Annotated in this window: 10 protein-coding genes; 6 read left to right on the top strand and 4 right to left on the bottom strand. The window is 33.9% G+C overall.

What is annotated here, in order from left to right; translation table 11 throughout:
• The first annotated feature begins 57 nt into the window (after positions 1–57).
• The 5 genes from AC3EMB_RS14500 (at position 58) to ltaS (ending at position 9,846) form a co-directional block, all read left to right on the top strand.
• A complete protein-coding gene (locus tag AC3EMB_RS14500) occupies positions 58–1,215 on the top strand; it encodes a GNAT family N-acetyltransferase (RefSeq protein ID WP_142245235.1) in 1,158 nt (385 codons plus the stop codon).
• Positions 1,216–1,487: 272 nt separating this feature from the next.
• Positions 1,488–2,054, top strand: a complete 567-nt coding sequence (locus AC3EMB_RS14495; protein ID WP_001107290.1) for a TetR/AcrR family transcriptional regulator — start codon at positions 1,488–1,490, stop codon at positions 2,052–2,054.
• Between the two features lie 245 nt (positions 2,055–2,299).
• Positions 2,300–5,416 carry an MMPL family transporter gene (locus AC3EMB_RS14490; RefSeq protein ID WP_168410563.1) on the top strand — a complete coding sequence of 1,039 codons (3,117 nt, stop codon included), beginning with the start codon at positions 2,300–2,302 and terminating at the stop codon, positions 5,414–5,416.
• 312 nt (positions 5,417–5,728) lie between these two features.
• Positions 5,729–7,354: an ABC-F family ATP-binding cassette domain-containing protein gene (locus AC3EMB_RS14485; protein WP_000633860.1), complete on the top strand. Its 1,626-nt coding sequence runs from the start codon at positions 5,729–5,731 to the stop codon at positions 7,352–7,354.
• A 518-nt stretch (positions 7,355–7,872) separates the two neighbouring features.
• Positions 7,873–9,846, top strand: coding sequence for a lipoteichoic acid synthase (ltaS, locus tag AC3EMB_RS14480; protein WP_029442622.1), 1,974 nt, complete (start codon positions 7,873–7,875; stop codon positions 9,844–9,846).
• 55 nt (positions 9,847–9,901) lie between these two features.
• On the opposite strand, the gene AC3EMB_RS14475 is transcribed toward ltaS, so the two are convergent.
• The 4 genes from AC3EMB_RS14475 to AC3EMB_RS14460 form a co-directional block, all read right to left on the bottom strand.
• The gene (locus AC3EMB_RS14475; protein WP_000395169.1) at positions 9,902–10,573 is read right to left on the bottom strand and encodes a TerC family protein; all 672 of its coding nucleotides are present in this window, start codon (positions 10,571–10,573) and stop codon (positions 9,902–9,904) included.
• Positions 10,574–10,682: 109 nt separating this feature from the next.
• Entirely contained in the window at positions 10,683–11,345 is a 663-nt protein-coding gene (locus tag AC3EMB_RS14470) for a DUF3841 domain-containing protein (protein ID WP_168410562.1), read from the bottom strand.
• A gap of 157 nt (positions 11,346–11,502) precedes the next feature.
• The gene (locus AC3EMB_RS14465) at positions 11,503–12,330 is read right to left on the bottom strand and encodes a peptidoglycan-N-acetylglucosamine deacetylase (RefSeq protein ID WP_000551449.1); all 828 of its coding nucleotides are present in this window, start codon (positions 12,328–12,330) and stop codon (positions 11,503–11,505) included.
• A gap of 150 nt (positions 12,331–12,480) precedes the next feature.
• Positions 12,481–13,128, bottom strand: a complete 648-nt coding sequence (locus AC3EMB_RS14460) for a DJ-1/PfpI family protein (RefSeq protein WP_000407025.1) — start codon at positions 13,126–13,128, stop codon at positions 12,481–12,483.
• 417 nt (positions 13,129–13,545) lie between these two features.
• Here AC3EMB_RS14460 and AC3EMB_RS14455 point away from each other — a divergent pair, with 417 nt between their 5' ends.
• The gene (locus AC3EMB_RS14455) at positions 13,546–14,367 is read left to right on the top strand and encodes an MBL fold metallo-hydrolase (protein WP_069355807.1); all 822 of its coding nucleotides are present in this window, start codon (positions 13,546–13,548) and stop codon (positions 14,365–14,367) included.
• The last annotated feature ends 164 nt before the right edge of the window (positions 14,368–14,531 follow it).

Genomic DNA, 14,531 nt, shown 5'->3' with positions numbered 1-14,531 from the left:
CGAACTATAATAGAAAGAATTGTGATACAATTCAAACAGGGAATGGAGGAGAATTATATGAATGTCATACAATTAAAAGAAGATAAGTTCAGAGAAGCATTACGTTTATCAGAATACGCTTTTCAATATAAAGTAGATGAGGAACGATTACAGCAGCAACTTACAAAGATGAAGGAAAGTCATGAAATATACGGCATTATGGAAGGGGAAGACTTAGCAGCAAAACTACATCTTATTCCGTTTCATATTTACATAGGTAAAGAAAAATTTAAAATGGGTGGCGTTGCAGGGGTAGCGACGTATCCTGAGTATAGAAGAAGTGGGTATGTAAAAGAGCTACTTCAAGATTCACTTCAAACGATGAAAAAAGATGGCTATACAGTCTCTATGTTACATCCATTTGCGGTTTCATTTTACCGTAAATACGGCTGGGAACTTTGTGCGAATTTAGTCACATGTCATATGACTAAGAGCGATTTAGTGATGAAAAAACAAGTAAATGGCACTGTGAAACGTTTTAATAAAGAAAATCATCCAGAAGAGGTCGAAAAGCTCTATGAAGTATTTGCAGAACGTTTTTCAGGTATGCTAGTTCGAGAGAAGAACTGGTGGTTACAAGCGGTTTATGATGATTTAACATTAGCGATTTACTATGATGAAAATAAAAGGGCAGCAGGTTACATGTTATACAAAATAGAAAACTATAAAATGACAGTAGAAGAATTTGTACCACTACATAATGAAGCACGAAATGGTCTGTGGAACTTTATTTGCCAGCATGATTCTATGATTAAAGAACTTGAAATGACAGTAAGTGAAAACGAACCGTTGTTATATTCATTGCAAGAGCCACGCGTGAAGACAGAAATAAAACCATATTTTATGGGAAGAATTGTAGATGTAGAGCAGTTCTTAAAACAATATGAGTTGAATTGGAACAATGTACAGCAAGAAGTGATCCTACACATTACAGACGCATTTGCTCCGTGGAATAACGTAACAGTGAGACTTGCAAATCATGAAATAACAATTGTAGAAGAAACAACGGAAAAAGGAATAAAACTGGATATAAATGCACTATCGGCAATAATGTTTGGTTATAAACGCCCATTAGAACTAAATGAACTTGAATTAATTAGTGGAAGTGACGAGGCAATACGGTCAATTGAGAATCTAGTACCAGTGCGTAAGCCATTTATTTATGATTTCTTTTAATTTGTATGTATGAAGGTGGGCTATCCTAAGTGAAATTTCGGGATAGCTTCCTCTTATATTGTGAATTTTTGTCGGTAAGTCAATATATCATGAGAATCGCTGATATAATTTTAAGTTGCGCCAATATATCCAGAAAGTCACTCATATAATTTCATTCACAAATAGAGGATAAAAAATCACAGTTATACTTTGTCACGCACTTGACTTTTAATTCATGTAATTTATAATTAAAAACGGAATGAATTTTCATTCCTGGAAATTGAGGTGGAAAAATGGCTAAAAACAAACAAGAGGATATTTTTGATGCTGCAATACAACTTTTTGCAGAACGAGGTTATGATGGTACAACAATTCCGATGATTGCTGAAAAAGCAAAAGTAGGCGCAGGTACGATCTACCGTTATTTTGAAAATAAAGAAGCGCTTGTTAATTCTTTATTTACGAAAAGTGTTTTACAACTATCAGAATTAATAAAAAATGATTTCCCGGTCGATGCAAATATTCGTGAACAGTTTAGCCATACATACAACCGTTTATTTGAATTTGCGAGACAAAATGCAGATGCTTTTCTTTTTACAAATTCTCACTGTGATAGTTATTTTCTAGATGAACATAGCAATGAAATATTCGAGGACTTCATGGGTTTCTTCATGAACTTGATTGAAGATGGAATCGAAAAAGGTTTGCTTCGTCCATTACCACCAATTGCTTTAATTATTATTGTATATCAACCAATTGAAAAATTAATTAAAGTAATGGAAACAGGGCAGTTAGAATATACAGATGAATTGGTAAAGGAATTGGAAGAAAGTTGTTGGAATGCTATTAGAATCATTTGATTCTATAGCGTTATAAGGATAGGAATGAACATTCATTCCGAGAGAGGTATGAAAAAGAATAACAGGAGATGATAACTCTTTATAACTAAAGGAATGAATATTCATTCCGATTCACCTAGTTTAATAAAGTTAATTAATAAATTAATAGAATGATAGGAATGAACGTTCATTCCGAAAAGTGTTTTCAAAAGATTAGGAATGAATATTCATTCCACATGTGAATTTTATAATGGGAGATGATTCAAATGAGCATGTTAAAAAGTTGGAGAAGTTTATCTTTTCTATTATGGATAGTTATTACTATTGCAATGGTCGTAACGATGCCTAATATGGATAAATTAGTGAAGGAAAAAGGGAAAATTACAATCCCTAATACAGAACAAAGCAGCATTGCTGACAAGATGATTAAAGAGATGGATAAAGAAGGGGTTGAAAAGTATGAAATTATAGCCGTTTTTAATAGTGGCAATAAGGCAGCTTTAACAGATGAACAAAAGAAGGAAATAACAAAAACAATCAACGCCCTGCAAAATGAAAAAGAGCAATTAGGAATTAAGGAAGTTGTTTCACATTTAGATAATAAAGACTTGGAGAAACAATTAGTTTCTAAAGATAATACGACTATTTTAACGCAAATATCGATAGATAAAAAACATGGTGAAATATCAAGGGTTTCAAATAATCTGCATGAAAAGGTGCAAACGAAAGGAGTAAAAACGTATTTAACAGGAAGTGACTTAATAGCGGGTGATTTTCTTAAATCCTCTCAAGAGGGAGTGAAAAAGACAGAAGTTATTTCAATCATTTTCATTCTTGTAGTATTAATCTTCGTATTCCGTTCACCAGTTGTTCCGATTGTTTCTCTTCTTACAGTCGGTGTGTCGTATTTAGTTTCAATGGGGATTATTGCTCAGCTTGTAAATCAATTTAATTTCCCATTTTCAAACTTTACACAAGTGTTCGTAGTCGTCGTCCTCTTTGGAGTAGGAACAGATTATAACATTTTATTATATACGAGGTTTAAAGAAGAATTAAGTAAACAAGAAAATGCATTTTGGGCTACGAAAGAAACATTTAAATCGGCAGGTAAAACCGTATTATATAGCGGTATAGCGGTGCTAATTGGTTTTGCATCACTTGCGTTAGCGAGTTTTAAATTATATCAATCTACTTCAGCGGTAGCAATTGGTGTTTTAGTATTACTACTCGTATTAACGACTTTAAATCCATTTTTTATGGTGCTTTTAGGAAAAGGAATGTTTTATCCAGTTAAAACATTTAAAGGTCATGAGGATAGTCGCTTATGGGGATTCTTTGCGAAAAACTCAGTAGCAAGGCCATTTATCGCTTTAATCATCGTATTTTTAATATCGATTCCTTTCATATTAAAATACTCTAATACACTAAATTACAATGATTTATTTGAAGTAGATAATAAGTATGAATCAAAGATGGGTATTAACGTAATAGAAGATCATTTTCCGCCTGGTTTCTCTTCGCCGAGTACATTAGTCATTCAATCTGATAAAAAGCTGGATGAAGGAACTTCTCTACAAATTTTAGACGAATTAACTGATAAAATTTCGAAAGTTAAAGGTGTATCAGAAGTATATGCACCGACACGTCCAACTGGTGAGAAGATAAAAGAATTATATTTAAATAAGCAAGCGGGAGAATTGAATACAGGATTAGGAGATGCGAATGGTGGCATAAAGGAAATTAATGATGGATTAACGGATGCGAAAAATAAAATGGGAAGTAATGATTCAAATAGTCTTGCGAATGTTCAAAAATTAATTGATGGAACGAACGAGGCGAAAAACGGGGTATCAGCATTAGGAACAGCTTTACATCAATTATCAAATGGCATAAACGACGGTGCACAAGGAGCACAGCAAATTGAGAGTGGCTTAGCTTCAGTAAACGAAAATATAAATGTTCTATCTAATGCAACGTCGCAGCTGCATGCTGGTTATGCACAGTTAGAAAAAGGTTTAAGCTCTTACGATCAATACTTCGGAAGTATTTCTCAAGCAATTGATGGTGCGAAAAAGGGATATGAACAAATTGAAATGTTAATGACCAATTTCGTTCAAACGAAACCAGAACTAGCGAATGATTCAAACATACAACAAACGATAGGGATTGCTAAAGAAGCTCAAAAACAATTAAATATACTTTCAAAAGAATTAAATCAATTAGCAACGCAGCATAAAGCAGCGATGAGTTCATTTAAAGAAGCGAATCAATCGTTACTGAAAGTGGATAACGGCTTAAAAGAAATGAACAATGGAATTAATAAGTTACAAAAGGGAGCAGCGGATCTTAAAAATGGATTAAATGAAGGTTCTGCAGGTTCAAAACAAATTGCGAATAAATCAGCTGAGTTACAATTTGGATTAACGAAAATAAACGATGGGCAAGGGCAACTTTTAACGGGCCTTAAAGACCTGCAGGAAAAGATGGGGCAATTACAATCTGGTTTATCTAAAAGTACAGAAGGGCTTGGAAAAGCAAGCAGTGGCCTGCATGACGCGCAGAAATATTTAGGGGAGCTCAATGAATCGAAAAGCTCTGAGAAGTTTTATATTCCAAAAGAAGTGTTAGAGGGAGACGATTTCCAAAAAGCATTGAACACGTACATGTCACAAGATAGAAAGATTGCTAAAATGACCATCATTTTAGATGTAAATCCGTATTCAAAAGAAGCAATGCCGATTATTCAAGAAATCAATAAAACAATCGAGGGCACTGTAAAGGGAACGGAATTACATGATGCGAAAACAGCAATTGGCGGAACAACAGCTAGAAACGTTGATTTAAAAGAAGTAACAGGGCAAGATTTCTTACGTACAGCTACGATTATGTTAATTGGAATTGCGATTGTATTAATTGTAATTACACGTTCATTATTAAATACAATATTTATTATTGGCTCATTACTATTAGCGTACTTTGCATCGCTTGGTATAAGCGAACAAATTAGTGCACATGTATTACATGTAGAGTCATTAAGCTGGAATGTTCCATTCTTTAGCTTCATTATGATTGTCGCTTTAGGAGTGGATTATAGTATTTTCGTAATGATGCGCTATAACGAGATAGAAGGGGATTCGGTAACGAAAATTGTAACTGCATCTCGTCATATAGGAGGAGTTGTATTATCAGCGGCGCTAATTTTAGTAGGGACATTTGCAGCATTAATCCCTTCAGGTGTATTAACACTTATACAAGTAGCATCAGTTGTTGGCGTTGCACTATTACTATTAGCTTTAATCGTGATGCCGATATTGTTACCTGCTTTAATGGGATTAACGAGTAAATTGAAGAGTTATAAAGAAAAGATAATAAATACGAAATAAGTGAAGACTGTAGGGGATGATTTCTCTACAGTTTTTCTATATATAAAATTTCGAATGAAAAATGAATCCAATGTATTACAGAATGAGAAGTGAATGGTTATATGAGAAAGAGGTCGATGATATACATACAATAGCTAGGGGAATGGATAAAAACTATCCGATTTCATTATAGAAAGGTAATCAACCGTTGCTATTCATCCAGCTTCTACTATATAATAGCTATAGTCTACAATAATTGAGTCGTAATATGCGATTTTTTAAGACAATCGGTGAGAAAACGCTGAAATAAGCGGTATTAGTAGGAGGACACAAATGATTACAGTAAGTAACGTTAGTTTGCGTTTCGCGGATCGCAAATTATTTGAAGATGTTAACATAAAATTCACGCCAGGTAACTGCTACGGTTTAATCGGAGCAAACGGTGCTGGTAAATCAACATTTCTAAAGATTTTATCTGGAGAAATTGAACCATCAACAGGTGACATACATATTACGCCAGGTGAGCGTCTAGCAGTATTAAAACAGAACCACTTCGAATATGAAGAGTTCCCAGTATTAGAAACAGTAATTATGGGTCACACGCAACTTTACAAAGTAATGCAAGAGAAAAATGCTATTTACATGAAAGAAGACTTTAGTGATGAAGATGGAATGCGTGCTGCAGAACTTGAAGGTGAGTTCGCTGAGCTTAACGGTTGGGAAGCTGAGTCAGAAGCTGCGATCCTTCTAAAAGGTCTTGGTATTGGTGAAGATCTTCATGACAAAAAATTATCAGAATTGACTGGTGCAGAGAAAGTAAAAGTATTACTTGCTCAAGCATTATTCGGTAAACCTGATATTCTATTACTAGATGAGCCTACCAACCACTTGGACTTAAAAGCGATTCAATGGTTAGAAAACTTCTTAATGAACTTTGAAAATACAGTAATCGTTGTATCCCATGACCGTCACTTCTTAAATAAAGTATGTACGCACATGGCTGATCTTGATTTCGGTAAAATTCAACTTTATGTTGGTAACTATGACTTCTGGTATGAGTCAAGCCAATTAGCTTTAAAATTAACACAAGATGCTAATAAGAAAAAAGAAGAGAAAGTAAAAGAGTTACAAAACTTCATTGCACGCTTTAGCTCAAACGCATCTAAAGCGAAACAAGCAACTTCTCGTAAAAAATTATTAGATAAAATTACATTAGATGATATTAGACCATCATCACGTCGTTACCCATTCGTTGGCTTCACACCTGAGCGTGAAATAGGAAATGACTTATTAACTGTTGAAGGCCTTTCTAAAACAATTGATGGCGAAAAAGTGTTAGATAATGTGTACTTCACTTTAAATAAAGGTGATAAAGTTGCATTTATCGGTCGTAACGATATCGCGATGACAACATTATTTAAAATCCTTATGGGTGAAATGGAGCCAGATAGCGGTTCATTCAAATGGGGTGTTACAACATCTCAATCTTACTTCCCAAGAGATAACTCTAAGTACTTTGAGAACAGTGACTATAACTTAGTTGATTGGTTACGCCAATTCTCTCCACAAGATGAGTCAGAAAGCTTCTTACGTGGTTTCTTAGGCCGTATGTTATTCTCAGGTGAAGAAGTTAAGAAGAACGTTTCTGTATTATCTGGAGGCGAAAAAGTTCGTTGTATGTTATCTAAAATGATGTTAAGTGGTGCGAACGTAATTACACTTGACGATCCAACGAACCATTTAGACCTTGAGTCTATCACTGCATTAAACAACGGTTTAATTGCTTTCAAAGGTACAATGTTATTCACATCTCATGACCATCAGTTCGTACAAACAATTGCAAACCGCATTATCGAAGTAACACCAAACGGTGTAATCGATAAAGAGGCAACTTACGATGAGTACTTAGAAAATGAAGAACTTCAAAAACAAGTAGATGCAATGTACAAAGGTCAATAATATATCATGAAAAAACTCGCTCTTTTTAGAGCGAGTTTTTTTGTCGAGAAAACATAACACTACTGGTAGGGTAAATGAATAATTATTCAAATATAATATTAGTGAACATGAGGATTTTTCATGTATGGAAGAGATGTAATGACTTTAAGATTTAGTTGAAGCAGGGGAATGTAAGGTGAGCAATATAATTAAATAACATTATTTTGTCATGTGAAATATGTACCAAAATTGGAGATAGAATAGTTTGCGAATGAGTTTATAAAGGTATATAGTATGGGATGTCATAATTAGTGGATGAATCTTGGGAGAAAACAGGAAATGTTACAAATTTATTTTGTTAAATAGAAACCAAGGTCAAAATGTTTAAAAAGAAATAGTTGAATAAATACTAGCTTCAAATTATAATTACTAATATTCTTCATATAGTTAAATAAAGATAATCTATTTGAAGAAGAAAATTTGAATAGAGAGACAGACTTATAAAAAATAAGCCTTGGATGATTAAAAGAGGTGGAGAAATGAAACAGTTCTTATTAAAGAGCAAAAGTGTGTTAAGCAATCATTTTGGATTCTTTCTGTTTGCCGTTATTTTATTGTGGCTCAAAACGTATGCAGCCTATGTAACGGAATTTAATTTAGGAATTTCAAACACAATCCAAAAATTCTTGCTGTTTTTCAACCCGCTTAGTTCAGCAGTTCTATTTTTAGGACTTGCATTATTTGCAAAAGGGAAACGATCTTATATTTGGCTAATTGTCATCAACTTGTTATTGTCGATTCTTTTATACGCAAACGTAGTATACTATCGCTTTTTCAGTGACTTTATTACGTTCCCGACATTAACACAAACGAATAACTTTGGAGATTTAGGTGGTAGTATTCTTGCGTTGCTACATCTTTATGATCCACTATACTTTTTAGACACGATTATATTAATTGTGTTAGTCGCAACAAAATTTGCAAATCCAAAACCAATTCGTGTTGCGAAGCATAAATTATCTCTAGTATTTGTAGCAGGTATTTTATTATTCAGTGTTAACTTAGGTCTTGCAGAGTCTGACCGTCCTGAATTATTAACAAGAACGTTTGACCGTAATTATATTGTGAAATATTTAGGGGCATACAACTACACAATTTATGATGGAATTCAAAGTGCGAAAGCATCGACAGAACGAGCATTAGCTGATGGCGATAATATGACAGAAGTACGAAATTATTTAACATCAACTTATGCAAGTCCAAATCCTGAGTATTTCGGTAAAGGAAAGGGAATGAACGTAATTTATATTCATTTAGAGTCATTCCAAAACTTCTTAATCGATTACAAATTAAATGGTCAAGAAGTTACACCGTTCTTAAACTCATTTACAAAAGATGCGAATACACTATACTTTGATAACTTCTTCCATCAAACAGGACAAGGGAAAACATCTGATGCGGAGTTTATGTTAGAGAATTCAATGTTTGGTTTACCGCAAGGTTCTGTCTTTACAACGAAATCTCATAATACGTATCAATCAGCACCAGCTATTTTAGGACAACAAGGATACACATCAGCAGTATTCCACGGTAACTACAAAACATTCTGGAACCGTGACGATATTTATAAATCATTTGGTTTTAATAAATTCTTTGATGCGTCATACTACGATATGAATGAAAAAGACGTAGTAAACTACGGATTAAAAGATAAACCGTTCTTTAATGAATCTATTCCGTTATTACAAACGTTGAAACAACCTTTCTATACGAAGTTTATTACGTTATCGAACCATTTCCCTTATCCAATTGATAAGGCAGAAGCAACGATTGAACCAGCAACAACAGGTGATTCATCAGTAGATACGTACTTCCAAACAGCACGCTATTTAGATGAATCTGTAAAAGGCTTCATCGATTACTTGAAACAATCTGGTTTATATGATAACTCAATTATCGTTATGTACGGAGACCATTACGGTATTTCAGATAATCATAACGCAGCAATGTCAAAAGTAATGGGTAAAGAAATGAACTCATTTGAAAATGCACAGTTACAACGTGTGCCTTTAATCGTTCGTGTACCAGGAGTGAAAGGTGGCGTACAACATCAATATGGCGGTGAAATTGACGTTCTTCCTACGTTATTACACTTACTAGGTACAGATACGAAAAACTATGTTCAATTCGGTTCAGATTTATTATCACCAGAGCATAAACAAGTCGTTGCGTTCCGAAACGGTAACTACGTAAGCCCAACTGTTACTGCACTAAACGGCAAATACTATGATACAACAACTGGAAAACCTGTAGAATTTACAGATGAAATAAAGAAAAATGAACAAATGGTTCAAAACTCACTAAAATACTCTGACCAAGTCGTAAATGGTGACTTATTACGATTCTACACACCGGAAGGATTCACTCCAGTAGATCGTTCGAAGTATAACTATAACAATCGTGATAAAAACAAAACGAAGGTAAAAACGACTCCGGAAGGGGAAGCTAAATAATAAAAAGCGCTATTCATGTGAATAGCGCTTTTTATTTGTAAATATACCATCATTATTAGACAGAACTAGCTGTTGCTTTTTGTTTTGCCTTTCCGAAGAAAACTACACCGACGATGATAATAATGATAAATGCCCATTTAATGAAAGGGTTACTTTCGAAAAATCCAGCAAACCATTTCTCATCTACAATCATTTTTGCAGCAGTATAAGCTAAAACCGCTGCTCCAATCGTAATGATGACAGGAAAACGATCCACCCATTTTAAAATCAATGTACTGCCCCATACGACTACAGGAATAGAAACTAATAGACCAATGATTACTAAAGAAAAGTTACCATGGGCAGCTCCTGCAACAGCGAGTACATTGTCAATGCCCATTAACGCATCAGCGATAATAATGGTTTTAATAGCAGACCAAAATCCTTCTTCGGCTTTAATATCATGATTTTTGCCCTCAGCAATCAACTTGTAAGCGATCCATATAAGAAGTATACCGCCAATTAGGAGTAAACCAGGTATTTTTAATAACCAAACGACAACTAAGGTAGCGAGGGCTCTAATAGCGATCGCCCCGACAGTACCCCATATGATAACTTTTTTTTGTTGGTCTTTCGGTAATCTTCTTGCTGCTAATCCAATTACGATGGCATTATCTCCGGCTAACACTAAATCGATTACAATGATGGCAAGCAAGGCAGACAAATATTCAGATGAGAGAAACTCCATATACATATCACTCCTTATGGTTAATATGTGCTAAAGTGTTGATAATATAAAAAGGGTTGAAATTTTATATTCAATCCATAATTTCTTACTATATTTTGATAAATCTGTTTTAATTTCGTATAAGTCGCTTTTGCAATCTTTTTTGTTTTTCGATTCTTTTTCTTAATTTTCGATTCATCTTTTTAATACGGTTTTCTTTTCTACTATCCCAGTTATCACTTCTGATTTCATTAATAGATGTATCTTCCTTAGCGCGAAAACGCCTTACTTTTTTTACGAAGAAAAGGGGGATGTTGCCGATAACACCTTGTTTTTCTAACGAATCCTCTTTATCTAGACACCAATCAGGATGAGATAATAAATAATCGAAATCAAATATTATCTCGTATTTTTTATCCATATATGTATACCATTCATCTAAAGTACACTTATTTTTTGTATGTAAATATATTGATCCATCAGTCATAGCACAGCACCAATAGTCAAAATAGCTCCATAGTACCCATTCTTTCGGTACATCTAGTGTTAAAATTACCATTTTTGAATTTGTTCTACCCCAAGCTTTATGATTTCGATTTGGGTAATTATTTGCTTCCCAGACCCAAATAGGATAGTTACCTTCGTAATGAGGCAATCTTGTTTTAGCAACGCGCACCATCCAGTCATATGAATATAAATCGTCTGGATCGATGAATTCTTTATTACCTTCTAAATAACCAAGTTTCTTAAATTGTTTCCAAGCTTCTTCAGTTTGTACTGTATATACGATCATATGGCACCTACTTATTTAAACTAAATTTTAGTATAACATGTGATTTTGAATTTTTATTGATATTAGAGAAGGGGGAATTTGAGTCGAATATACGAGGAGTAATTCCCAAAACGACAAAAAGACTTGATTCCCAGCTAAAGGGAATCAAGTCTTTTCATTACATACGATTATCATGCCAGAAGTTTAATGGGAAGTGTTCGTTCTCATTATATGCTTCTAATTCATATCCTTTTTCTTTCAGTCCTTTAATAATTCCAGGAACTGCTTTTACTGATTGTGGATGAATATCATGCATAAGGATAACTTCTGTTGGATTTGTAGCACCATGTAACACGTTTTCTACAATTTTAGCAGATGCAGCATCAACTTGCATTTTGTTGTATTTCCAGTCTAAAGAATCAATTGTCCAATCCCAAACTTTTAAGCCATTTTCTACAACTTTGTTGCGAAGAGCTTCGTTTAATCCTGGCATAGAGCCGTAAGATGGACGAGTTAATACTGGTGATTTACCTAAAACACCAGCGATTAAGCCTTGGTCTTCCTTCATTTCATCTACGTAATGACCTTCTGTGTAAAGTTTCTTGTAGTTATGAGTCATACTGTGCATCCCAACGTAGTGGCCTTCAGCATCTTCGCGTTTTACAAGATCAGGGAAAGCTTTTACGTTTGAACCAATTAGGAAGAATGTTGCTTTTGCATTTTCTTTCTTTAACATATCTAAAAGCTCAGCTGTGTATTTTCCAGGACCATCATCAAATGTTAAATAAGCGACTTTTCTAACTTGCCCGTTATAATGTTTAGGAGCTTCTTTCGGAGCAAGAGATGTTTGAATCTCACTTACAAGTTGAACAGATTTTGCTTCATCCTCTGTACTAGCTAGAGCAGTATGTACTGATCCCAAAGCCGCTTCGTATGTGAATAATACCCCCGCACAAACTAACATAGCCCTTTTTACTAAAGTTGTCATTCGAATTCCATTGTGCATAATTTTCCTTCTCTCTATAAAAGTTCTACTCTACTATATTAGCAATTATAGGTAGGGAAATGCAAAAAAACTTTTTTACAAGTGTAAAAAAGTTTACTCAAAAGTATGCAAGATTTTATATCAATTGCAGTTTTGAAAAATAGGATGAATTTAAACTTTATTATTTAAACTTTCAATCATCAAATTTAAATCTTCTAATAAGGATGCATGCGCTTTTTTAGGAGAACCTGTATCAAAGGGAGGCTGAGGGTCGTATTCTAACATGAGTTGAACTGCTTTGCTTTTTTCATCTCCAAATTCCCAAGCTATTAACTGAAGGGCCATATCAATACCTGCAGATACACCAGCAGCTGTTATAATTTTTTCATGGCGCACGAATCTCTCTTCAGTTGGAATAGCTCCGAGAGAACGAAGTAAGTTAAAACAGCTCCAATGACTAGTAGCATTAACACCATTTAGTAGACCAGTAGCACCTAAGATTAAGGAGCCCGTACATACAGTTGTAGTCCACTTTGTCGTTTTATGTATTTGGAGAATCCAATTAAGAGTTTCTTCATCCTTCATAAGTTGTGTAAAGTTTGGTGGACGACATCCGGGAATAATAAGAATATCTGCTGAAGTAATTTCATTAAAATTGTAATCAGCATGTAAATAGCCCATTTTCGAATCTAATTTTATTAATCCCTTCGTTTTAGCAACAAATTTTATGTTGTTGTTGCTTTCTGCAGCAAATACTTCGTATGGACCAATAGCATCTAATGCAGTAATTCCATCATAGAGCATAATAACGATTTCCATTAAAACCTCTCCTTTATTTGTTACGAATTGAATCTAGTAACGATAAGGAAGATAAAATTATTGAATATTCTTTTATCGTTTCTTTAAATATACTATACCTCTAATGTGTATCGCTTAGTGCAACTATGTCAAAGGTGTGACGAAATCTATGAATAGGTTCATTTATTTTGAAAAGATGTATTCACTTATTTAATGGGTAAAAGTTTAATTTACTTGGAATTTCTATTAAAAACGATATGCAACTTTCACAGAAAGAAGAAATGAAAAATATAGTACTTAGGCTAAAGTCTTAAAACGAAAGGAGACTAATCATACTTTCGTATCATTTCATTTTCATTCCAATTATTGATTCGAATATTTTTGCTTTTTATTAAAATATTGGTAAAGAAACAATTACATGAAAAAAGGAGTGGGAATATGGATAATTATATTTGCACTACATGTGGAGTACAGTATCCCGAAAATGAAGAAGCACCTTCTCGCTGTAAAATTTGTAATGAGGAAAGACAATATGTTAATCCAATTGGGCAGTCATGGACAACATTAGAAACGATGCAAAATAGCAATTTATACAAAAACGAAATAATAAAAGAAGAAAGCGGTTTGTATAGCATTACTACTAAACCTAAATTTGCGATTGGACAAACAGCATTTTTAATACAAAGTAAAACTCTAAATGTTATGTGGGATTGCATTAGTTATTTAGATGATAAAACGATACAACGTATATATGATTTAGGTGGTATTCAAGCAATAGCACTTTCTCATCCACATTATTACTCTACACAAGTTAAATGGGCGGAAACATTCAATGTACCTATTTATATTCATGAAGATGATAAAGAGTGGGTGGTTCGTCCGAGTAAGCAAATTAAATTTTGGTCTGGGGAGCATCTGATATTATCGGAAGAACTTACATTGCATCGCTTAGGAGGCCATTTTAAGGGCGGAACTGTTATACATTGGAAAGACGGTAATGAAGGGAAAGGCATTTTGTTATCAGGTGATATTATACAAGTAGTTTCGGATCGAAAATGGGTAAGTTTTATGTATAGTTATCCCAATCTCATTCCATTACCAGCGAATAAAGTTAGAGATATGGCAGAGAAGGTAAAAGATATCCAATTTTGTCGACTATATAATGCATTTCATGGTGTGGTGGAAGATGCGAATAAAGCTGTACAAAGATCTGCTGATCGGTATATAAAGGCCCTGCAAGGAGAACTATTTCATACGTAATAGCTTGTAATTCATCTCTACATTTATATAACTAATTTTATACTAAAGTCCTATTGTTTATTAACTAATAGGTCTTTCAACTTAGGAAGTTCACACTAATGAGGGATGTTAAAGGGAATATATGTAACCTATACTAATTACTATAAAGCTTTGGAAAATGAAAA

Source organism: Bacillus sp. LQ16, assembly GCF_057784645.1.
Note: the sequence above shows the minus strand (reverse complement) of the source record. Positions and strands in the feature narration are given on the sequence as shown.